Below are 21,555 nucleotides of genomic sequence, written 5' to 3'. Positions count from 1 at the left end.
CTAGCTCACAGAAGGTTTTGAGTAATCAAAGCTGTAATCACTTAACTCATTCCAACGGTCTCTATATTGCTGTGGAGCATCCGCAATGAAATCTCGCCAAAGTGTTTTAGCTTTCTCATAATAAGGTACTATCGTTGTCTCATCACCAAAGTTATAAAGTAACGAGATAAGCACCGAGGTAACGTAAAGCGACTCACCTTCAAGTAACAAATAAAGATGTGTGTATCTTGGATGATTTTTAAATGAGAACAAATACCTTAAACTTTCAAGTAGCTGCTTGAGCGCTTCAGCTCGATTTAAAATTGGACCATCAAGTATCTCAACCATTGTTTTACATAGCTGCTCAAACTCATCAAAATCCAAATAATCTGTTAAACACACGCTTTCATCTACATTAGAGAATGGCTGCGTTTTTATATGGTCAATAACTTCATTTTTAGAAAAAATAAATTCTTCTAGTAAAATATCATCTGACCTTAAAGGCATACTGCCCTTAACAGCGGCCCCATCACTGCAATTAAAGCAATTTATCCCTGAATCAAGTTTAGACTCTAAAAAACGTTCCATTTGCACTTTTCCTGTGTGCATAAAGTGATCGGTAATTATATCGCCGCCAAAATTGCCAGGTATAATGAGCTCGCCCCCCATTTTTAAAGGCGCATGTATCGTTTCACCCTCACCTGAGTAATAATAGCTACCTTTTGAATGATGATGGTTAGGATCTTTATAACCGTTATCGGCACCGAAAAGATAAATATTTTTAAATTCCATACTACCAAAGAAACTAAGTGCTGTGTTCCCAACCAAGGGATTACTGAACCCTATAGTTGATGTGATTCTGCCATTATTTAAAAACTCCGAAATATGAAATAATGATGTACCTGCTTCGTTACTTTTTAGTGCAACGCCACACCATCCAAACAAATCGAGTACGTTTGGGTACATTACATTTAGTACAAGTAGATTTATTTTTTGGCGGGTATTTTCAGGAATAAATGCTGTTAAAAAATCTTCTGTTGCCTTCGTTCTTTCAAGTGCAACATGAAAATCAGGTGTAATACCTTGCTTTAATAATGCTGTTGTAGCAGAGTTACATGCAACGACAATGACCTTGTCTTGTAACTTTTTAATTGTTTCAATATCGTTATCCAATGAAGGTCCATTTGCAACAATAAATATAGGATAATGATTATACTTTTCGGAAACCTTTTTCGCAGGCTGTAGCAAATTAATAGGTTTTAAAGAGTTTTCGACTGAATGAGCAACGCTTAAGAGCGCATCATCAAAAAAACCCCACCCCATAAAAAACTGATGATAATTGCCTTTAAACTCATTAATTAATTTATTTACAGATTCAGAAGGGTAATGTTGAAAAAATAGTGCACTTGCAACACTAAACGCACCAATTTCTCCAGCTCTTAAATGCAAAGCTTCATACATTTCTTGCTCAGGCACACCAATCGAGAAATATAAATAACTTCCAGCTTCATCTACTTTGCTAAGAAAATTAGCCCAGTCAAATGTAAATAAACTTGCAAAAAAATAATCTTCATTGGGTTCAAAGATGCTTATATAAGCTGCATTAAAAGAGTCAAAAAAATGATCTAAATGATATCCTAAGCCAACGCCAAAAATAATTGCACTGGGTACATATTCAGCAACATCTTTTGTCGAAGGAAGATCCTGTTGCGTTTCATTGTAGATAGCGCCAATTTCAGCCATTAAATCAATATGGATAAAACCCGTCTCATTTTTTAAAAATTCCAATTGGCTATGGTCAACTTTACCCATTATAGGGTTTTCAAGCATATTCTTTATTTGCTCACTAGACTGCTTATGCGGGTCTTCACTATAAATAGGAACCCCTGTGTCGTAGTCAACAAAATTAGCTGTACCATTGTGGTTAAGAAATAAATTAAATTTACTGCTTGGCTGATGCGAACTAAATTTCTCGGCAATATCAGGAAAATACTTTTTAAACGCTACGATATTATTGTCGAAAGTCGTATTCGCTTTTTCTACAAAAGCATCTTCGTTTTTTTGTTTTTGCGAAATTGAATTAAGGGTCTCTTCAATCTCATTTATTGACTGTTGAGCACTTTGCAGATCATTTTTAGACATTTTGATATTTCTTAATATTCTTTTGGTTTTTATTAAACTGAGTAATATTTTTAAAAGACTGTTTTTTTAAGTCGTCGACTTTATTTATTATATTTTGATGCTTTGCGGCGACTGATAGAAAATAAGTAGCATTTTCATGTAGGGATATTTCATCGGTCGCTTTTATTTCATCAAGTAACTTGCGGTCTAAATTGAGTGCTTTTTCAAGGTTTGGCTCATCAATCGCAGCTTCAAGCTGCGAAATCAAAGAGTCAATTTTATCCAACATGAGCATCGATACCATTTTCAGATAACGTTTGTTCTCTTACTTCATGAGGGATTGCATCCCACGCTGATTTTATCTCTTTTAATAGGTTCGACACTTCAGTAATTATTTCAGGGTCGTTTTTGATACTCGCATCCAATAGACGCTCATCCATGTAAGTATAAAGTGAATAAAGATTTGTTGACACATCACCACCAGCGTCAAAATCTAAACAACCGCGCAATGCATTGATAATCGCTGATGCTCTTGAGATATGTTCGCTTTTAGCTTCCAAGTGTTTTTTTTCAATCGCTACTTTTGCTAAGACCATTTTCTCAATTGCGCCCGCCATTAGCATTTGAATAATTTCATACCTATCGGCCCCTGCAACTCGCGTTTTTAGGGCCTCTTTTTGATAATTTTTTACTTTAGCGTTGTACATAACTCACCTATATATTTTATTGCTAAATCAATTGCTTATGCTTAACTATCTGAACGTGTAAAGCCCGGAAGACTTGCCAATTGTGCACTCAAGTAGGTTTGCGTTGACTGCATTTGTGCAAGCAGTACATCTAACCCTGCATATTGTTCGCGAAGTCTAGCTTCCAAAGATTCCATTCTGAATTGATGATTTTCAACATCATCTTCTAAATCAGAAATTTGTCCATTTAAACTGTCCTCTCGCTGCTTCATAATGCCGTTCGTATCGACATAGTTATCCAATAACGTTTCAAACTTTGAAGCTATACCGTTTTCACCTGCAAAAGCCTTGCCAATATCATCAAAATTATTATCTAACGCATCATTCAAGCTTCTCACTAGAGTCGATTTTTCTAAGTAACCTTCTTTATTAACTCCAAGCCCGATATCAAAAATACTCTCAAAAGGACCTGCATCTGATAAGCTAGTTGATAGAGCATTCACTAATTGCGAACTAAGAGAGCGGATAGTAGAATCACCATTTAAAGGCTTACCGATGCGTGACTGAAACCCTAGTTGACCTATAACATTGTTATAATTTGTGATTAATTCATCAACTAACGTTGTTGCACTTTCTCGGTCAAAATCAACTGAAAGCTTGGCTGTTTCATTATCAACACTTGCACGTTTTGCTGTTATCGTCATATCTTGTACAGCATCTTTAAAGGTGTTTGTGTCGTTTGTTATGGTAATACCATCTACTTTAATAATTGCATCTTTTGCGGAGTTTTCTGCTGCTATTCCAATGCCGCCTGCACCACCTGCATTTGCTACAGTAGATACGTTATCAAGTTCAGCGTTATCGTTTGTGATAACAAGGTCGTTTCCGGTTCCTGTTACAGTAGAAGTCAAAACAAGCTTCGCTTCAGTACCCGTGTTAATAATATTTGCAGTAACACCAAAATTACTGTCAGAGTCGTTTATAGCATCACGTAAGTCAGAAAGAGTTGCACCGGCGTCTAGGGTTAAATCAAAGGTTTTATCAGGGCCGGCTGAAAACGATAATGTGCCACCTGAAGCACTCACAACATCTTCGTTACTGGCAAATAACCCGTCTTCAGATAGTGCTCTACTCCCTTGAGCAATTGCAACCACTTCTATCTTGAAGTCACCTGGAGTTATATCAGAGGTAGGTGTAACAGATATCAAGTCTCCGTCATCACTTGTTGGCTGGGTTATATTAGCAACTCGTTTGTTGAAGTTATCTGGGTCTGCTAATTTTTCAATTGTATCCTGTAACTGCGATAAAGCGGATTTAACCTCACCAATTGCAGATAACTCGACCTGAAGCGCCTCATCCTTTGCTGCAAAGGCATTCATTTTAGGTACATTTTCAGCATCAACTGACGCCGAAATAATACTTTCCAAATCCAGACCTGAACCAATACCCGCAGATGTAATAAGAGGCATAATATAATCCTAAATAGCTGAAATGGCCTAAACTGTTTTGTTAAACAGTAAACCTTTATTAGTTAATTTATCGGCAAATTCATCTAAAGCTTTAGCTATTTCCCTAAACTCTTCGGTAGGTATCTCTCTAATTACTTCATCGTTACTTTTATCGAGCACTTTGATAATAGGAAGATCTCCGTCATCATCAAACTCAAATTTTAAGTTAGTTGATGTTACCGGGATATACTCATTTAACTTCTCTAGATTATCTTTTACCTCGACAAACAAATCTTTATCTTGTTTGCCTTCTTGTTCCTCAATATTTTGAGCATTTTTCAGATCCACAGCTTCTCTTGCTGTTAAAGAGGTGCCCTTTTCAAGCTTTTCCTCTTTTACCGCATCTTTACTAATAGATGAACTTACAATACTAAGCCCGTCTATTGTTTTTTGTGTAGAATTTAAATCAATCATCTCGGCTACCCTCGAAACATATAATAAGACTATAAGCCACATTTGAACTATTTGCTTAGTCTAAAGTGGCTCATAGTTCAAATCAATTAGCCTAAAAGCGATAACGCTGCTTGTGGACGTTGATTTGCTTGGCTTAAGATTGTTTGGCTAGCCTGTTGTAAAATCTGCATCTTAGTTAGGTTAGCTGTTTCTTGCGCAAAATCGGTATCTTGAATACGTGATTTTGCAGCCGATAAGTTTTCTGAGATATTTGACTGATTTCGAATAGTTGATTGAAAACGGTTTTGAACAGCACCAAGCTCAGCACGCTTCTTATCAACAACAGCAATCATCGAGTCCATACCAGCTAAAACAAACTGAGCATTACCCTGCGTTGATACACTAATTGTATCTGCTCTAAATTTAGTATCAAAGTCATCTGTTGCACCAACTGCTGCGCCAGAAACATCAGAAACACCAGCAGCTAAAGTTGTTAAACCTTTACCTGTTAGGTTACTAGCAACACCTGCGATTCCTGATAACGTGAATCCACCATTTGCAGAAATAGAGTTAGGACCACTTGCCGTAGTACCCACATCTTGCATACTAAAACCAATAGTTTGCACAGCATCTGCACCTACTTGGAATTTGGCGTCATAACTACCATCTAATAAATTTTGACCACCGAATGTAGTGTCTTCTGCAACACGGTTTACTTCTGAAGACAATGAACGAATTTCTTCTTGAATCGCTAGGCGATCTTCATCTGTGTTTGAACCATTTGATGCTTGTTGTGCCAGTGTACGAATACGTTGGAACATCGATGTTACTTCATCAAGTGCCCCTTCAGCTGTTTGTGCAAGTGAAATACCATCATTTGCGTTTCGGTTACCCTGATTTAAACCATTAACTTGTGATGATAAACGGTTTGAAATCTGCATACCTGCAGCATCGTCTTTTGCACTGTTGATACGCATACCTGAAGATAGACGTTGGAATGAAGTATCCAATGCGTTACTTGATTTGCTCAGTTGTCTTTGTGCGTTCAAAGAACTCACATTACTATTTACATATAAAGCCATGATAGCCTCCGCTTCAAAGTTCGATAGATAGTAACGGGATACCCCTACCCTGTTATTATCCGTGATTTAGAGTCCTGGATTTTTAGTCCTCTAAATCATTTATCGTCCGATAAAGCGAAAGCTTTAGCTTTATTTGTATTTAATTTCTACTTACTTTAATTTTATTAACCTTGAAGTAGACTAAGTGCGGCCTGTGGACGCTGATTAGCCTGCCCTAAAATAGTTTGACTTGCTTGTTGTAATATCTGATTTTTAGTTAAGTTAGCCGTCTCCATTGCAAAGTCAGCGTCTTTGATACGCGATTTCGCAGCAGATAAATTTTCAGAAATATTAGCTTGGTTTCGAATTGTTGATTGGAAACGGTTCTGTACCGCACCTAATTCAGCACGCTTTTTATCAACTACAGCAATCATTGCATCCATACCTGCAAACACTTGCTGTGCATTAGCCTGAGTAGATACACTGATCTCTGCAGCAACCATACTTGTGAAGCTAGCAGTTGCAGCTGTAATACTACCACTACCAATTTCGCTAATTCCGGCCGCAAAAGTAGACATACTTTTACCTGCAACTGCAGATGCAATCCCTGCTATACCAGACATTGTAAAACCACCGTTTGCAGAAATTGTATTAGCACTGCCACCTACATCCTGCATGCTAAACCCGATTGTTTGAACCGCATCAGCACCAATTTGAAAGCTTGCAGAGTAAGTACCATCAAGCAGATTTTGACCGCCAAAAGTAGTATCGGTAGCTATACGGTTAACTTCATCAGATAATTGACGGATTTCTTCTTGGATAGCTAATCTGTCTTCATCTGTATTTGAGCCGTTTGAAGCTTGTTGTGCAAGCGTGCGAATACGCTGAAAAGTAGAGGTAATTTCATCCATAGCACCTTCCGCAGTTTGCGCTAAAGAAATACCATCATTCGCATTTCGGTTACCTTGGTTAAGACCTAATATTTGCGACTGTAAACGATCTGAAATTTGTAAACCTGCGGCATCATCTGCTGCGCTGTTAATACGAAGGCCAGAGGATAAGCGTTTGAAAGACGTATCTAAGTCACCGCCGCTTCTCTCAAGCTGCCTTTGTGCATTAATCGCACTCACATTGGTATTTACATATAAAGCCATAATAAACTCTCTTCTTATCTGTCAAAGTTAGGTCACTATCTCGTTCAAAGAAAGTGGGAATTTGACAAAGTAGCTAGATATATAGGCGTTATACTCTGCCTAGGGGCAACTATCTGCCACTTTGTAAGTTAATAATAAACTTACAAAGACAAAAGCAAGCATTAGGCCAACTTTATTTTAAGGACTGTTAAAGATTGAGAATACGTTGTCTGGTGTGTCTTGATTTAAGTTTGGGCAGTTTGAGATTGAAGGAGTATAATTAATGAATAAGGCCCGTTAAGGGCCTTATTATTTGATAAGTTTGAGAGTGGGTGACTAAAATAAACTAATGGCATAGTTTATGCTAGTTCATATATGTTCTACAAATGTTAGAACAACTTGGATTAAAGCCTCCGCTGGCAAATCCTATAGCGCCTTTGTTAATACCCCATTAAGCAAAGGCGCTTTTCTTTCTTCTTCGCCAATAAATTGACTACTCTAATTGTAAAGCTTTATTAACCTAGTAAGCTAAGTGCTGCCTGCGGACGCTGGTTAGCTTGCCCTAAAATTGTTTGGCTTGCTTGTTGTAAAATCTGCATTTTAGTTAAGTTTGCCGTTTCAGCTGCAAAGTCTGTATCTTTAATACGTGAACGCGCAGCTGATAAGTTTTCAGAAATATTTGACTGATTACGAATTGTTGATTGGAAACGGTTTTGAACCGCACCAAGCTCTGCACGTTTTTTATCAACAACAGCAATCAACGAATCCATACCTGCTAAAACAAATTGTGCATTACCTTGAGTAGATACACTGATTGTGTCAGCTCTAAATTTAGTATCAAAATCATCCGTGCCTGCTACGGCTGCACCAGAAATATCAGAAACACCTGCGGCTAAAGTTGTCAAACCTTTACCCGTTAAGTTACTAGCAACACCTGCAATTCCTGATAATGTAAAACCGCCGTTTGCAGAAATTGAGTTTGGACCACTTGCCGTGTTGCCCACATCTTTCATGCTGAAACCGATAGTTTGTACTGCATCAGCACCAACTTGGAAGCTTGCTTTGTAAGAACCATCAAGAAGGTTTTGACCACCGAATGTTGTATCTTCAGCAACACGGTTTACTTCTGATGATAACGAGCGAATTTCCTCTTGGATAGCTAAACGGTCTTCATCAGTATTTGAACCATTTGATGCTTGCTGAGCAAGTGTACGAATACGTTGGAACATTGATGTTACTTCGTCAAGTGCACCCTCAGCAGTTTGTGCTAGAGAAATACCGTCATTCGCGTTACGGTTACCTTGATTCAAACCATTTACTTGTGATGTAAGACGGTCAGAAATTTGTAGGCCTGCCGCATCATCTTTTGCGCTATTGATACGCATACCAGATGATAAACGTTGGAATGATGTATCAAGTGCATTACCTGAGTTGTTTAATTGTCTTTGTGCGTTTAACGCGCTAACATTTGTATTTACATATAAAGCCATGATGTCTCTCCTAAAGTAAACTTATCATTTACTCTCAAACTTACTAGATTAAGCAGTGGTTGTAATTTCAACGCTGTGCTTGGTTAATTAAGTTATCGGTCTAGAAAAAAAATCCTTTAGCTTTTTTTTAAAAAAATCAGACTTATTTTTTAACTTACTGAATTTATTAAATTAAAATATACAAAATTTAAATTCATCGATAAATGCAAACACCATTAAAAATGTTTATAAAGTGCTTTTATTTATGAGATAAGCGGTTAATTTAAATAAAGTATTTATTAAAAGCGAAGAGTTTTAAAGAGTAAGGCAAAGTATTGCCTTACTCTGAGTTTAATTACAAGTAATCAAACAATGAAAGGTTTGCTAAACGGCCAAAGGTTGCCTGTGATGCCTGAAGTGCAGTTTCTTGTTTGGTTAACTCAGTTATTGCTTCTGTTATATCTATATCTACTAAGTCAGATCGTGCTGATTTGTTATTAATATCTAAATCTGTATTTGATTGCAGTACTTTTTCTGCTGTATTTATTCTCCCACCCAGCCCAGCTTGTGTTAGAGACACATTATTTTTAGCGTTCATAATTTGAACAAGCGAGTCTGCAATAACTTGCTCAAACTCCTCTTCTGTTAACGCAGGGTTAGTCAGGCCTGCAATAAGTTCACTCATTGAGTTGAGCACATTTTCTTTTTTAGGTGCTTCAAGCGTAATATCAATTTGGCCTGTTGCAACTGGAGTAACACTTATCTCCATACCAGCAAACTTAATAGTAGAGTCGTTAATATTGCCAGTTGCTAGTATTGTACCTGCTTGCTCAATTTGATACGTGTTGGGTGTTCCCGCCGTTGTGATCACATTTAGTGTATTGGCACCCGCTGCCGCTGCCGGATCAGGGTTATAATTAGTTTTATGAAACGTATCAAATTGACCTTGCTCGGTCACATACACCTTAGAGCTTGTAATCCCGCCCGATACAATTCCATCGCTAGAAACAACATCTAAACGCGCATCCACTTTTTCAAATGCATCAAACCCATTATCACTTGATTTAATATTAACCCCTTCGGCTATCTTAATCATATGCTGACCTTGGTCGCCACCATACACATACAAGCCAGTAGATGAATCGAGCGAGTAAGTCTGTGTATTGTCCTGATAACCAGAAAAAATGTATTTTCCGTCTTCCGTTTTAGAGTTCATTAAATCAAGGACTGTACTTTGAAGCGCTTTGATTTCTTCGGCAAGCCCTTCTCTGTCAGCAGCACTGTAAGCACCGTTACCTGATTGAATGGTTAAAGTATGCGCTCTCTCTAAGGCGCCTTTTATGTTTTCAAGGGCACCTTCTTCTATATTCAAACGGCTATTAAGCATGGTTATATTTTTACTGTACTGCTCATTACTCTGAATTCTATCGGTATATTGAAGTGCGCGAGAAGCTGCAGCAGGATCATCCGACGCCGTTAATACACGCTTTTGAGTATTAACTTGCTCTTGAGCCTTACTAACATTTTGTTGATTGTTCAAAATTGAATTTAAACTACTTTGGTACATCAAGTTATTTGATAAGCGCATAATTACCTCGCAGCACTTAATATAGTGTCAAAAATAGTACGAGCGGTTGCAAGCACCTGCGCAGAAGCGGCGTAAGACTGTTGAAAACGTAATAAATTGGCAGCCTCTTCATCTAGGTTTACACCAGAAAGCGATTCGTACCAGGCTTCAGATTGCTGAGCAAGCGCTTCAAACGCGTCGCCATTTGTTTTTGCTTGATTAGTTACCACGCCAATATCGCTAACCAACCCAGCATAAGCCTGATTAAATGTTTTGTGGTTGTCTGAGTTTGCACCGGTAACAATATTTTGGCGCACTAGTTCACCTTGTTGTAACCCCGCTAACTTTTGACCGTTACGATTATCATCAAAACCACCTTCGTTAAACTCAAGCGTAAATGTGTCGCCGGTTTCAGGGCTGCCTTCAATATCAAAGTCAAAACCATATAATTCAAAGCCACCACCAGCCTGTTGCAACATGTCTTTTGCTGGCGAAGTTGCTGTAAAAGTACTGCTATTCACACCATCGCTTATTGTGTATTCATTTAGATTAGCGGTTTTAACAACAGTAATAGGCCCGTTTGTAAGGCCTGCTGGTGATGTTGTAAAGCTACCTGTAGTAACATCACTTACTTCACCAACCGTAATTGTGGCATTACCTATGTTGTTAATGTCGTTTGCTGTTCTTATTGGTGCTGCAAGGGCTAGATCTTCACCACGGTTGGTTGCTAAAGACATATTTGCCGCCGACTCAGAGTTAAGCTTTATTTGAAACTGATCACCTGTATTTGCAGCGCCCGCAACATTAATTTCTAAACCAAACGATTCGCCACTCGTGATTGTAGATGAATCAATGACGCCAGCGGTTATATTTGCTGTTGATGCGGTGCCTAGCGGCTCACCTTTATTATCTATGGGCTGAATCTCTACCGTTGTCGCACTGGTATAAGTGACTATAAAATCACTTGCCGGCAATTCACCGCCTTTGCCTGCTTCAAGCGTTGCAGTCATACTTGAGCTACCCGTATTCGCTGCATAAGCATAGCCACCAACCGTAGGAATATTAAAAATGTTTCCCCCAAGCTCTCCATTAGCGTCCATACCTAGCTTGTTTTGTTCATTAAAAGAATCAGCTATTGCTAAACCCATTTGGCCAATTTGATTTTGAGCCGGGACTAGCACATCGTCTCTAAATGCCAGTAATCCGCCGATTTTTCCTTTTAATTTAGATACATCAACTTCAAGCGGCACTGCCTTGCCACCATTTACATCTAGCCTAAGCTCTTTAAAATTTGGATCAGGATCGCCACGCATAGAAAACAAATTAAACGAGCCATTTTGCATTACAACTGCTTCACCTGTGCCCATAAATACAAGTTTTTCACCGTTTGGACCATCAAGTGTTTCTATGTCTATTAGCTCAGATAAATCACGGATAGCCTTATCGCGTTCATTATAAGTAGAGCTCGCATCTGCTTGGTTATTAGTGCCGTTTACAGCGGCAATATCCTGATTTAATGTGCCAATTTTTTGAATTAAGCCATTCGCCTCTTCTGTAAATACGTCTAGCTGTTCATTGACAATATTTTTCTGATCAAAAACAATGCCTGAGAGTCTGTCCATTTGATTCACTAAGTTTTCAGCATCGGTCATCACAAGCGAGCGAGCAACAGTAGATGAGGGTTGATTTAGCGACTCTTGAACATTATTAAACAATGAGTTTATACTAGTAGATAAACTATTAGAGTCTTCTGAAAACAAACTATCAACACGATTTGCTTCTGTAACAAACTGATCAAAAAACGTTTTATTAGAGGTATCTCTATTTAATTGCTCTTGCGCAAACTGATTTAACAAGCGATAGGTTTCTCCTTTTCCTACCTGGTTATCGATCATAGTTGTATGCTCAGTGCGCTCTCGCACGTAGCCTTCGGTATTTACATTCGCAATATTTTTACTTGTCGTTTGCAGTAGTTCAGAGTTAGCTCTAACCCCTGAACTGGCAATATTTAATAAGTTAAACGACATTTACTTTACTCCTTGGCGAATTACGCTTGTTGCAACATCTTTTAATTGAGCACTGTTAAGTACTTTTTTTATCTTGTCCGCGTAATTAGGATCCGTTGCATAGCCAGCTCTTTGTAAAGAATCTAAAAAATCGCTTGGCTTAGCAGTATTTTGTAATGCTTCTTGATAACGAGGATTTTGAGTTAAAAAATCAACAAAGTCGTTAACACTCTCTTTTATCGAGTCATAAGCTCTGAAACTAGCCTGCTTTTTAACAGGTGTTCCTTCTTCAAATTCTAGGGTTACTTTACTTGCCTTTTCGCCATCCCAGCTTTTATCTGATTTGATATTAAATAAGTTATTTGAACTATTGCCGTCGCTCTTATTAATAATGTGCTTACCCCAACCAGTCTCAAGTGCCGCTTGTGCAACCATTACAGCAGGGTTTAAGCCAATTTTTTGTGCTGCAGTTTTAGCGTGTTCCCACACTGTAGTAACAAACTCTTCTGTGCTTTCGAATGGCGCTGAAGATGCTTTAGGCACTTTAGAATCGGCTTTATTGTTATGCACATTAATCGCTGCATTTTCTTCGTTTTGAGTATGAGGAAGCGACGAGCCAGCACGCATATCACTTAAAAAGTCATTGGTGGTTCTCAATACAGAGCCCGGCATAAAAGTTTTGCCGTCTGGCGATAACTGCTGAACAATTAAATCAGCAAGGCCTAAAGAGCCATTTGATGAAAGCTCAGTAGATAGCTGTTGATCGTGCATGTCTTCAAAAAACTTAACACTACTTGAGTTAAGCGGACTTTCTTTATCTTCAAACGCTTCGTTAGCTTTACGCATACTTTTAAGTAACATTTGAGTGAAAATAGCTTCAAATTGCGCAGCTGCTTTTTTTAGAGCGGCTTTAGACGCATCAGTCGATGCATCACCACTGCTTAAGGCTTCTTTACGAAGTGAATCTAAATTGCCTAAATCAAAAAAGTTTTGTTTGTCTAGATGATTCGTTTCCATCAGCTTTTTGACACAATAGTGAATAATATAAATTAAAATGCAAAATTTAAGCCAGATTGGAAATGTGAATGAGGGAGTAAAAGGGAAGCTTTAGCAAAGCATTTGCTAAAGCTTAATAAATATTAAATAACAACAAGTTGACCGTTAATAGCTCCAGCTTCTTTTAGGGCTTCTAAAATAGCCATTAAGTCGCCTGGTGCAGCGCCTACCTCGTTAATAGCGCGTACTAAATCGTCTAAGCTAACACCCGGGTTAAAAACAAATGCACGAGAATCATCTTGGTTAACATCAATGATTGATTGCTGTGTCACTACCGTTTCCCCCTCAGCCAACGCATTAGGTTGAGTCACGTTTTGCTGCTCTGTAATAGTAACTGTTAACCCACCATGCGTTATTGCAGCAGGCTGCAACTTAACATTTTTGCCTATTACAATAGTACCAGTACGGGAGTTAACTATAATTTTGGCAGACATATCTGCAGGTTTAAACTCCAGGTTTTCAAGTGTTGATAAATAAGATACGCGTTGAGAGGCATCTCTAGGAGCAATCACACGAACAGAGACTGAATCGATTGCTTTTGCACTGTTAGGCCCGACTAAATCGTTAATTGTTTTTTCAAGGCGCTTTGCTGTTGTAAAATCAGGGCGATTTAAATTAAAAGTTATAAAGTCACCTTGCATAAACGGGCTTTTAACTTCACGCTCTACTGTTGCGCCACTTGGAATGCGCCCCACCGTCGGGGTATTAATAACAACACGGCTGCCGTCAGCACCTTGTGCGCCGAGGCCTCCAACAATTAAACTGCCTTGAGCTACAGCATATACATTGCCATCAGCCCCTTTTAAAAACGTTTGCAACAAAGTACCGCCACGCAAGCTACCCGCACTGCCGATAGATGAAACGGTGACGTCAATTGTTTGACCTGGCTTTCTAAAAGCAGGTAATTCAGCATGTACAGCAACGGCAGCAACGTTTTTAATTTTAGGACTTAAGCTTGCAGGTAGCGAAATTCCAAAATTGCTCAACATGCCTTTAAAGCTTTGTTGAGTAAACCGGCTTTGCTCACCAGTACCCGGTAAACCGACTACTAAGCCATAACCTACCAACTGGTTCGATCTAACCCCTTCGACCATAGAAATATCTTTAATACGCTCTGCATTTGCCGAAAAATGGCAACCTATTAGCGTGATTAAACAAATTAACTTTAATACATTCATAATGAATGCCCTCTAAAAAGGAAAAATCGAACTGCTGAAAAAACGTGTTAACCAACCTGCACTTTGCGCTTCTTGTGTTTGCCCTTTGCCAGAGTACTGAATACGTGCATTGGCTATTCGGTTTGACTCAACTGTATTATCAGAACTCACATCTTGCGGGCGTACCAAACCTTCCAAACGAATAAATTCTTCGCCAGTGTTTAACGTTAACCACTTTTCGCCGCGAATCACTAAGTTACCGTTAGGTAGAACACGCATAACATTGACCGAAATATTGCCAAATAAGCTGTTGGATTGATTTGATTTAGAATCACCCGTAAAAGAGGCATCGCTACCAATACCAAACTGAATACTATCGCCACCAATGTTAACGGGTAAACCACCAAGCCCTATTACAGGGTCTAGGCTAGCATCAGATTGCTTATCAGTTTCTGTTTTAGCAGCTTTTGTTGCTTGAGTAGACTCTTGTAGATTAACAGTAATAATATCGCCAGTACGCAGTGCTTTTCGGTCTGCGTATAAGTCGTTTGATACATTAGTATTAAATAACGAACCCGTTGCAACTACCGGCTCCATACTTGGTTCAGGATACATTGGCGCATAATAGGGGTCATCTTGAACAACATCACTATTTTGTGTTGAGACACAGCCACTTAAAAATAATGTACCTACCGCAAATAACATATAATGACGCATAATTCCCCCTACACCTTATAATTGCTGATTAATGTAACTCATCATTTCATCAACCGCCGAAATAACTTTTGAGTTCATTTCATAGATTCGCTGCGTTTCAATCAGGTTAACCAACTCTTCTGTTACATTTACATTTGATGTTTCAAGTGAACCCTGAATAATTGTGCCTAAGCCTTCTACACCCGGGTTACCTTGCACAGGCGCGCCACTTACAGCCGTTTCGGTGTAAAGGTTTTGCCCTACAGGCTCAAGACCCGATGGATTGATAAAATCACTAATTGTAAGCTGGCCAATAACAACGTTGTCGGCTTGGCCTGAAATACGCACAGATACTTCACCATCTTGTGAAATAGTGATTGATTGCGCATCATCGGGAACGTTCATCTCTGGTTGCACAACATAACCAGACCCAGACGTTACAATTCGACCATCGCCATCGGTAGTAAACTGCCCATTACGAGAATAAGCAATATTGCCATCGGGTTGTAATACTTCAAAAAAGCCAGGCCCTGAGATCATCCAATCCAATGAATTCTCAGTAGTTAGCATGTTACCTTGAGAAAAGTTTTTTTGGTTAGCCACGACTTTTGCACCGGCACCTAACATTAAACCAGATGGCATTTCAGTGTCTTGTGACGAGCGGCCTCCGGGCTGGTTAATATTTTGATAGAGTAAATCTTCAAAAATAGCGCGGCTTTTTTTATAACCGACCGTACTGGCATTCGCTAAATTGTTTGATATAACCGAAATATCGGTTTGTTGAGCGTCTAGCCCCGTTTTACTGATCCACAATGCTGGATTCATAATCGTGTCCTCATTTAAAGTTAAACTATGCGCATCAGCTGATCTTGTGATCTATCAAGATCTTCAGCTGTTTTCATCAGTTTTACTTGTAACTCAAATTGACGTTGATGGCTGATCATATCGACCATTTCGTGAACAGGGTTCACATTAGACATTTCTAAGGTTCCGCTTAATACTTTAACATTGGCAGAAGTATCAACAACCTCTCCTGCCTTAGGCCTAAATAAACCATCGTTCCCTTTTTCTAGTTGAAAACTATTAGCTTCAACCACCTTCAAACGGTCAACTTCTTCTAAAAACGTAGCAGGCGCCCCCTGCGGACGAACTTGAATTGCGCCGTCTTCACTAAATTCAATTTTTTCGATCGGTACTGGTAAAATGACAGGCCCGCCTTCGCCAATTACTTGACGACCATGGCTGGTCATTAACATACCTTCAGCGGTAATATTTAATGTACCCACATTGGTGTAAGCTTCATTGCCTGAGGCATCCTGCACGCTTAACCACGCGTTATCGCTCATTGCAATATCTAGGTCTCTGCCTGTTTCGACTATGCCGCCAGAGGTCATATTAGAACCCGGACGCTCTTGCATAGAAAAAACACGCGACGGCAACCCTTCGCCAAAAGCCTGCATAGAGCGAGCTTGTGCAAAGTCTGACTTAAATCCAGTGGTATTCGCATTCGCCAAATTATTGGCTTTGAGGGCCAGCCCCTGTAGGCTTTGTTTAGCGCCTGAGGCCGCAATGTAGACCATTTTGTCCATAGCATCGACTCGTTTCAAAAATCTCTATACACAGGAAATGCAAAATAGATGCCACAATAGAAAATGATGTAAAATGGTTATAAAACAAACTAAATAAAGTAAAAATAAAAAGGGCCACTTTAAAAAGCAGCCCTTAAAAATGATGTTAAGTATTAAATTAACGAATCTGTAAAATTGCCTGTTGCAGTGTTGAGTTAACCTCAAGCGCACGAGAGTTAGCCTGGAAGTTACGCTGAGCACTAATTAGGTCAACCAACTCATTCGTTAAGTTCACATTAGATTGCTCTAGTGCTGATGAATTTATTGAACCTAATGTACCCGAGCCTGGTTCACCTGCAATTGGCTCTCCTGACGTTAAGCTCTTTTTCCAAGAGGTATCACCAACTTGCGATAACCCCTGTGAATTAGAAAAACGAACCATCGCTACCTGACCTAAGAAAGATGTGTCGCCATTACTGTATGAAGCCACTATTTTTCCGTCGGTACCAATATCAATACCCGCTAAACGACCAACCGTAGCGCCATCTTGGTCTAGCGCTTTAACTTCAAATCGACTTGCGTACTGAGTTGGCTGCTTATTTGTAGTTGCAGCCTCATCTCGCCAATTAAGCTCTACGCCCGTATCAGGAAATGATGCGCCGTTAGTCAGTAACGAAGATAAACCAGTCCCAGCACCCGCAGGTAAAACTAACTCATCGAAACTGCTTGGGTTTGTATTAGCAACCCCATTTGTTGTTTCAGGTAAACCGCTTGAACTAAAACCTAGGGTGGTTAAAGGTGTATATGGCGCAGTAGTTTGCTCAGCGCCCGTTGCTGGATCAACAACTAAACCATCGAGCGTTGCATGTATATCCCACTCATTAGGGTTTGTCGTCGGATCATTTTTTACAAAAAAATATTGTAAAACATGTGCCTCACCCAGTGAATCGTAAACAGTGGTTGAAGTTGATGAGTTATACGAAGCACTTTCTGTTGGATCAAATGGCAACGAAGGCGCATCTGCACGTGAATCTAAATTAAATGAGCTGTATACCGTTGCCGTTGCACGAGGTGATCCAGACGAATCAGGGATTTGCAGTGCCGACGAAGTACTTAAACTAACAGAGGTCGTATCGCCGGTAGCCTCATCTACAGGGAAACCTTGTAAAAAGTTACCTTTAGCATCAACGATAAAGTTATCTTTATCTAACTTAAAAGCCCCTGCTCTTGTAAAGGTAAAATCTTGCGCACCCAGGTCTTGGCTCATTGCAAAGTAGCCTTCACCTGTAATGGCTAAATCCAATGAGTTATTAGTAAATTGCAGCGAACCTTGGTGAAATTGCTGGGCAACCATAGTAGTTTGAACACCGTCACCATTTTTAGTTCTACCAGAACTAAACACTGAAGAGGCATATACATCTGCAAACTCAGCACGTGACTCTTTAAAACCGGTTGTATTAACGTTCGCAATATTATTTGCGGTAACGTCTAAATCTTTTTGTGCGGCAGCTATGCCTGTTAATGCAATATTGAAGCTCATAATTGACCTCTAACCTATTAAATACAGCCTGCAAACAGGCAAAATATTATTAAACTCTATTACGCGATCTCTGCGACATCAGTCAGCCTAACCGCACCTTCTTTAGTGTTAATAATGATGCCATTAGCACCATTTATATTTACACTTTCAATATTTTTAAACGTAGCTATAGGAAGGCTTGAAAATTCACCGTTAGTGCTGCCTTCAGCCACTATATTGTATTCACCCTCCGGTAAACGTTCACCCGCTTCGTTTTTACCATCCCAAGCAAAACGTACTGCACCAGCCGATTGCGATCCTAGTTCAATACTTCTTACAAGTTGTCCAGATTCATCCGTAATACGAAGCGTTAAACTCTCTACTGGGCTTTCTGCAACCACTGACCCTTTGGCTTCACCAGTTGCATTTAAATCTAAAGAATCTGACTCTAGTAATGCTTGCTTTCCAACTAATGTTGACGCTTGTAAAGCGGAGTTAGATGTCATCGAAGCTGCAAGTGACTCAAAATTACTATTAAGGTTTGAGATACCTTCAGCCATCGTGAAGTTGGTCATTTGCGCAATCATTTGATCGTTATCCGCAGGCTTGCTCGGATCTTGAAACGATAATTGCTGGGTTAACAACGAGAAGAAGTCTTCTTGAGTTAACGCATCGCTCTTTTCTTCATTTGAAGTGGGCGTTGTATCTTGCCACCGTAAAGAGTCTAAATAGGATGAAGATGTACTAATATCGTTACTCATAACCTACCCTCGGTTAACGCTGACCTAGCAGCAGAGTTTTACTTAACATTTGCTTAGCTGCATCTGCAACTTGCACGTTTGTTTCATAAGAGCGAGAAGCAGAAATCATGTTCGCCATCTCCTCTACAACATTAACGTTGGGTTTGTAAATATAACCATTTTCATCCGCACTCGGGTGATTAGGGTTGTATTCAATTTGTAATGGTGCACTGCTTTCAACAATGCCCAGCACTTTAACACCAACAGAAGAGCCCTGATTGTTACTTGCCGACTCAGAAGCTTTGGTAAGCTCTGCAGCAAATACAGGTTGTCGCGCTCGGTACGTTTTGTCTTGAGAAGAACTAATTGTATTGGCATTCGAAATATTACTAGCAGTGGTATTCAAACGCACATTTTGTGCGCTCATACCAGAACCAGCAATATCAAAAACGTTATATAAACTCATAATTATTATCCTTGACTACCGAGGGCTTTATTCAGGCCTTTAAACTTGCCGCTTAAAAATTGTAAGCTGGCCTGATACTCCATAGCATTCTGTGTATACAAGTTCCGTTCCACTTGCACATCCACTGAGTTACCATCACCTGTATCTGTTTGATTTGGCGTACGAAATAATTCATCACCACCCACACTTCGGGTACCACCACCAATGTGTTTTTCATTAGTAGTTACCATTGTATTGCCGCTTTGCTGGTGTGATTTTGCCGCTTTTAATGCTGAGGCAAAATTAATATCTTTTGCTTTGTAGCCCGGCGTATCAGCATTAGCAATATTACTCGCTAGCACTTCTGCTCGTTGTGAACGGATCAACATAGTATGCTGATGCACACCTAAAGCTTTATCAAAACTGATAGCCATAACCATCTCCAAAAAATTGACATAGTTTGTATAAAGCAATAAATAAGCCATTTATAATTGAGTGATTATATTTTTTGTAATCGAATGATTTAAAATGAAAAACGACACATAGTGTGTCGTTTTAAAGGAAAGAAAGAGGGTTTACTTCTTTTGGTAAATAATGCCAGGGTTGCATCTAACCATATCAAATTCGTCACTTAATCCGGCCATTGACTCCGAAGCCCCTAAAAATAAATAACCTTTAGGGTTAAGTGCTTGCGCAAATTGTTTAATAATTTTAGCTTTTACTTCAGGAGAAAAATAAATAAGTACATTACGGCAAAAAATAATATCGAATTTACCCATCAACGCATACGAATCGAGTAAATTTAAGTGCCTAAAGCTCACTTGCTTTTTCAATGTATCGTTTACTTTTGCCATGCCATTGCCGCTGTCTGTAAAAAACTTTTTACGGCGCTCAGCCGATAAGCCTCGTGCCAAAGCTAGCGCGTCGTACTCGCCATTTTTGCACATATCTAGCATGGTATTAGAAATATCAGTACCAATTATTTGAGCACCCATTTTTAATACACCAGGCTGTTTAGCCTGAAACTCCGCAACCGACATAGAAATAGAGTAAGGCTCTTGCCCAGACGAGCTGGCCGCAGACCAAATTTTTACCGGTCGCCTTAACTCTTTAAACTCAGGAAACAAGCGGTTTTGTAGAAGCTCAAACGGGTATTGATCTCTAAACCACAAAGTTTCGTTGGTAGTCATCGCATCAACAACAGCCGCTCGTAATTGCCTTTCATGTGGCCCTAGTGTTTTGCTAACAAGTTCAGATAACGACCCTACATCAAAACGAGCCATTAATGGTGCAAGCCTGCTTTTAACCAAGTATTGCTTATTTTCACCAAGAACAATACCACATTGCTGTTCTAAAAATGAACGAAATTGATCGTATTCATTTTGCTGCAAGTCTTTGTTATTCAAATTAGTAGCACCTGTTTTGATTATTCACAATGAACCCATTTTTTAACCGCAGTGGCTAATTCATCTGGGTTAAATTTAGCAATAAAATCGTCTGCCCCTACCTTTTCAATCATTGCTTGGTTAAATACACCACTGAGTGACGTATGCAAAATAACATGTAAAGGTGCAAGTTTAGGGTCTGCTTTTATTTCTGCCGTTAGTGTATAGCCATCCATTTCAGGCATTTCAACATCAGATATAAGCAGCGCCACACGTTCTGTAATATCGGTTTGGCAATCAAGCTCGGCAATTTCTTTGAGTCTTACGAGTGCTTCTTTACCATTTTTGGCAAGTTCCGTTTGCACACCAAGCGGCTCTAGCGCACGTTTTACCTGATTACGTGCAACCGCACTATCATCAGCTATAAATACTATTCGCTCACCCAAGTCTTTCTGAATATCGCCACTTTCAGCAACTTCTGCGCTTACTTCGGTGTTAACAGGGCAAATTTCATTTAGGATTTTTTCAACGTCGAGTATTTCAACAAGTTCGTTTTCAATTTCTGTAACAGCAGTCAAGTAAGAATAACGACCCGCACCCGATGGCGGCGGCATTATTTTTTCCCAGTTCATATTAACAATACGTTCTACACCACCAACTAAAAAGCCCTGCACAGAGCGATTGTATTCGGCGATAATAATAAAGCTGTCTTGAATATTGTCTATTGGGCGTCCACCTACAGCCATTGATAAATCAATAACCGAAATAGTTTGTCCACGAATATGTGCAACACCACGAATGTAAGTGTTCGACTTTGGCATACTAGTAAGCGGAGGACATTGAAGAACTTCTCTTACCTTAAATACATTGATCCCAAAACGCTGGCGCCCTCTGAGTTTAAATAATAGTAATTCTAGGCGGTTCTGGCCAACCAGCTGAGTACGCTGGTTTACTGAGTCTAAAATGCCTGCCATTAAAATCTCCTTTAGAAAACAAATAATACGGAACGATAATTGCTTCCTATATATACAAAGCTACACAACATCGTGGGTGCGTCTTAATTTTG

General features: G+C 39.4%; 21 protein-coding genes. All 21 read right to left on the bottom strand.

All coding sequences use genetic code 11. The annotated features are described in order from the left end of the window. The 21 genes from AC27I2_RS02860 to AC27I2_RS02760 all read right to left on the bottom strand — a co-directional run bounded on the left by AC27I2_RS02860 (position 1) and on the right by AC27I2_RS02760 (position 21,463). Positions 1–2,121 (bottom strand): motility associated factor glycosyltransferase family protein, encoded by a 2,121-nt coding sequence (locus AC27I2_RS02860; protein ID WP_487203452.1) that lies wholly within the window; start codon positions 2,119–2,121, stop codon positions 1–3. After that, complete coding sequence (locus tag AC27I2_RS02855) at positions 2,114–2,389, bottom strand: hypothetical protein (protein WP_058403524.1); 276 nt, start codon at positions 2,387–2,389, stop codon at positions 2,114–2,116. Before AC27I2_RS02855 ends, AC27I2_RS02860 begins: the two co-directional genes overlap by 8 nt. Then, positions 2,379–2,807 (bottom strand): flagellar export chaperone FliS, encoded by a 429-nt coding sequence (fliS, locus tag AC27I2_RS02850; protein WP_058403525.1) that lies wholly within the window; start codon positions 2,805–2,807, stop codon positions 2,379–2,381. The genes AC27I2_RS02855 and fliS overlap by 11 nt, the downstream gene beginning before the upstream one ends. A 41-nt stretch (positions 2,808–2,848) precedes the next feature. Then, positions 2,849–4,255: a flagellar filament capping protein FliD gene (gene fliD / locus AC27I2_RS02845; RefSeq protein WP_487203451.1), complete on the bottom strand. Its 1,407-nt coding sequence runs from the start codon at positions 4,253–4,255 to the stop codon at positions 2,849–2,851. Positions 4,256–4,282: 27 nt separating this feature from the next. Continuing rightward, a complete protein-coding gene (locus tag AC27I2_RS02840) occupies positions 4,283–4,708 on the bottom strand; it encodes a flagellar protein FlaG (RefSeq protein WP_487203450.1) in 426 nt (141 codons plus the stop codon). A gap of 86 nt (positions 4,709–4,794) precedes the next feature. Continuing rightward, entirely contained in the window at positions 4,795–5,769 is a 975-nt protein-coding gene (locus tag AC27I2_RS02835) for a flagellin N-terminal helical domain-containing protein (RefSeq protein ID WP_058403528.1), read from the bottom strand. Positions 5,770–5,933: 164 nt separating this feature from the next. Next, a complete protein-coding gene (locus tag AC27I2_RS02830) occupies positions 5,934–6,902 on the bottom strand; it encodes a flagellin N-terminal helical domain-containing protein (RefSeq protein ID WP_010555890.1) in 969 nt (322 codons plus the stop codon). Positions 6,903–7,396: 494 nt separating this feature from the next. After that, positions 7,397–8,371 carry a flagellin N-terminal helical domain-containing protein gene (locus AC27I2_RS02825; RefSeq protein WP_487203449.1) on the bottom strand — a complete coding sequence of 325 codons (975 nt, stop codon included), beginning with the start codon at positions 8,369–8,371 and terminating at the stop codon, positions 7,397–7,399. A 334-nt stretch (positions 8,372–8,705) separates the two neighbouring features. Continuing rightward, the gene (gene flgL, locus AC27I2_RS02820; protein WP_219421650.1) at positions 8,706–9,938 is read right to left on the bottom strand and encodes a flagellar hook-associated protein FlgL; all 1,233 of its coding nucleotides are present in this window, start codon (positions 9,936–9,938) and stop codon (positions 8,706–8,708) included. A gap of 2 nt (positions 9,939–9,940) precedes the next feature. Beyond that, positions 9,941–11,944 carry a flagellar hook-associated protein FlgK gene (gene flgK, locus AC27I2_RS02815; RefSeq protein ID WP_138528766.1) on the bottom strand — a complete coding sequence of 668 codons (2,004 nt, stop codon included), beginning with the start codon at positions 11,942–11,944 and terminating at the stop codon, positions 9,941–9,943. Continuing rightward, positions 11,945–12,940, bottom strand: a complete 996-nt coding sequence (gene flgJ, locus AC27I2_RS02810; protein WP_058403532.1) for a flagellar assembly peptidoglycan hydrolase FlgJ — start codon at positions 12,938–12,940, stop codon at positions 11,945–11,947. A gap of 122 nt (positions 12,941–13,062) precedes the next feature. Beyond that, positions 13,063–14,157 carry a flagellar basal body P-ring protein FlgI gene (locus AC27I2_RS02805; RefSeq protein WP_058403533.1) on the bottom strand — a complete coding sequence of 365 codons (1,095 nt, stop codon included), beginning with the start codon at positions 14,155–14,157 and terminating at the stop codon, positions 13,063–13,065. Between the two features lie 12 nt (positions 14,158–14,169). Beyond that, positions 14,170–14,853, bottom strand: coding sequence for a flagellar basal body L-ring protein FlgH (gene flgH, locus AC27I2_RS02800; protein ID WP_006792704.1), 684 nt, complete (start codon positions 14,851–14,853; stop codon positions 14,170–14,172). 15 nt (positions 14,854–14,868) lie between these two features. Further along, positions 14,869–15,657, bottom strand: coding sequence for a flagellar basal-body rod protein FlgG (flgG, locus tag AC27I2_RS02795; RefSeq protein WP_006792703.1), 789 nt, complete (start codon positions 15,655–15,657; stop codon positions 14,869–14,871). Positions 15,658–15,677: 20 nt separating this feature from the next. Next, positions 15,678–16,421 carry a flagellar basal body rod protein FlgF gene (locus AC27I2_RS02790; RefSeq protein WP_487203448.1) on the bottom strand — a complete coding sequence of 248 codons (744 nt, stop codon included), beginning with the start codon at positions 16,419–16,421 and terminating at the stop codon, positions 15,678–15,680. 157 nt (positions 16,422–16,578) lie between these two features. Next, positions 16,579–17,940: a flagellar hook protein FlgE gene (flgE, locus tag AC27I2_RS02785; RefSeq protein ID WP_219421645.1), complete on the bottom strand. Its 1,362-nt coding sequence runs from the start codon at positions 17,938–17,940 to the stop codon at positions 16,579–16,581. A 59-nt stretch (positions 17,941–17,999) separates the two neighbouring features. After that, on the bottom strand, positions 18,000–18,680 hold the full coding sequence (locus AC27I2_RS02780) for a flagellar hook assembly protein FlgD (RefSeq protein WP_219421643.1): 681 nt from the start codon (positions 18,678–18,680) through the stop codon (positions 18,000–18,002). A 13-nt stretch (positions 18,681–18,693) separates the two neighbouring features. Then, complete coding sequence (gene flgC, locus AC27I2_RS02775; RefSeq protein WP_058403537.1) at positions 18,694–19,125, bottom strand: flagellar basal body rod protein FlgC; 432 nt, start codon at positions 19,123–19,125, stop codon at positions 18,694–18,696. 5 nt (positions 19,126–19,130) lie between these two features. Next, complete coding sequence (gene flgB / locus AC27I2_RS02770) at positions 19,131–19,538, bottom strand: flagellar basal body rod protein FlgB (RefSeq protein ID WP_006792698.1); 408 nt, start codon at positions 19,536–19,538, stop codon at positions 19,131–19,133. A 141-nt stretch (positions 19,539–19,679) separates the two neighbouring features. Beyond that, positions 19,680–20,510 (bottom strand): CheR family methyltransferase, encoded by an 831-nt coding sequence (locus tag AC27I2_RS02765; RefSeq protein ID WP_058403538.1) that lies wholly within the window; start codon positions 20,508–20,510, stop codon positions 19,680–19,682. A gap of 20 nt (positions 20,511–20,530) precedes the next feature. Then, positions 20,531–21,463, bottom strand: a complete 933-nt coding sequence (locus tag AC27I2_RS02760; RefSeq protein ID WP_058403539.1) for a chemotaxis protein CheV — start codon at positions 21,461–21,463, stop codon at positions 20,531–20,533. Positions 21,464–21,555 lie beyond the last annotated feature (92 nt).

The sequence above is a fragment of the Pseudoalteromonas sp. NH0006-46 genome (assembly GCF_057547735.1).
This window is presented reverse-complemented; position numbering and strand designations above follow the sequence as displayed.

Bases quoted from the DNA above. Each gene is read 5' to 3' on its own strand.
- AC27I2_RS02860 (WP_487203452.1), bottom strand. From the start codon at position 2,121: ATGTCTAAAAATGATCTGCAAAGTGCTCAACAGTCAATAAATGAGATT.
- AC27I2_RS02855 (WP_058403524.1), bottom strand. From the start codon at position 2,389: ATGTTGGATAAAATTGACTCTTTGATTTCGCAGCTTGAAGCTGCGATT.
- fliS (WP_058403525.1), bottom strand. From the start codon at position 2,807: ATGTACAACGCTAAAGTAAAAAATTATCAAAAAGAGGCCCTAAAAACG.
- fliD (WP_487203451.1), bottom strand. From the start codon at position 4,255: ATGCCTCTTATTACATCTGCGGGTATTGGTTCAGGTCTGGATTTGGAA.
- AC27I2_RS02840 (WP_487203450.1), bottom strand. From the start codon at position 4,708: ATGATTGATTTAAATTCTACACAAAAAACAATAGACGGGCTTAGTATT.
- AC27I2_RS02835 (WP_058403528.1), bottom strand. From the start codon at position 5,769: ATGGCTTTATATGTAAATAGTAATGTGAGTTCTTTGAACGCACAAAGA.
- AC27I2_RS02830 (WP_010555890.1), bottom strand. From the start codon at position 6,902: ATGGCTTTATATGTAAATACCAATGTGAGTGCGATTAATGCACAAAGG.
- AC27I2_RS02825 (WP_487203449.1), bottom strand. From the start codon at position 8,371: ATGGCTTTATATGTAAATACAAATGTTAGCGCGTTAAACGCACAAAGA.
- flgL (WP_219421650.1), bottom strand. From the start codon at position 9,938: ATGCGCTTATCAAATAACTTGATGTACCAAAGTAGTTTAAATTCAATT.
- flgK (WP_138528766.1), bottom strand. From the start codon at position 11,944: ATGTCGTTTAACTTATTAAATATTGCCAGTTCAGGGGTTAGAGCTAAC.
- flgJ (WP_058403532.1), bottom strand. From the start codon at position 12,940: ATGGAAACGAATCATCTAGACAAACAAAACTTTTTTGATTTAGGCAAT.
- AC27I2_RS02805 (WP_058403533.1), bottom strand. From the start codon at position 14,157: ATGAATGTATTAAAGTTAATTTGTTTAATCACGCTAATAGGTTGCCAT.
- flgH (WP_006792704.1), bottom strand. From the start codon at position 14,853: ATGCGTCATTATATGTTATTTGCGGTAGGTACATTATTTTTAAGTGGC.
- flgG (WP_006792703.1), bottom strand. From the start codon at position 15,657: ATGAATCCAGCATTGTGGATCAGTAAAACGGGGCTAGACGCTCAACAA.
- AC27I2_RS02790 (WP_487203448.1), bottom strand. From the start codon at position 16,421: ATGGACAAAATGGTCTACATTGCGGCCTCAGGCGCTAAACAAAGCCTA.
- flgE (WP_219421645.1), bottom strand. From the start codon at position 17,940: ATGAGCTTCAATATTGCATTAACAGGCATAGCTGCCGCACAAAAAGAT.
- AC27I2_RS02780 (WP_219421643.1), bottom strand. From the start codon at position 18,680: ATGAGTAACGATATTAGTACATCTTCATCCTATTTAGACTCTTTACGG.
- flgC (WP_058403537.1), bottom strand. From the start codon at position 19,125: ATGAGTTTATATAACGTTTTTGATATTGCTGGTTCTGGTATGAGCGCA.
- flgB (WP_006792698.1), bottom strand. From the start codon at position 19,538: ATGGCTATCAGTTTTGATAAAGCTTTAGGTGTGCATCAGCATACTATG.
- AC27I2_RS02760 (WP_058403539.1), bottom strand. From the start codon at position 21,463: ATGGCAGGCATTTTAGACTCAGTAAACCAGCGTACTCAGCTGGTTGGC.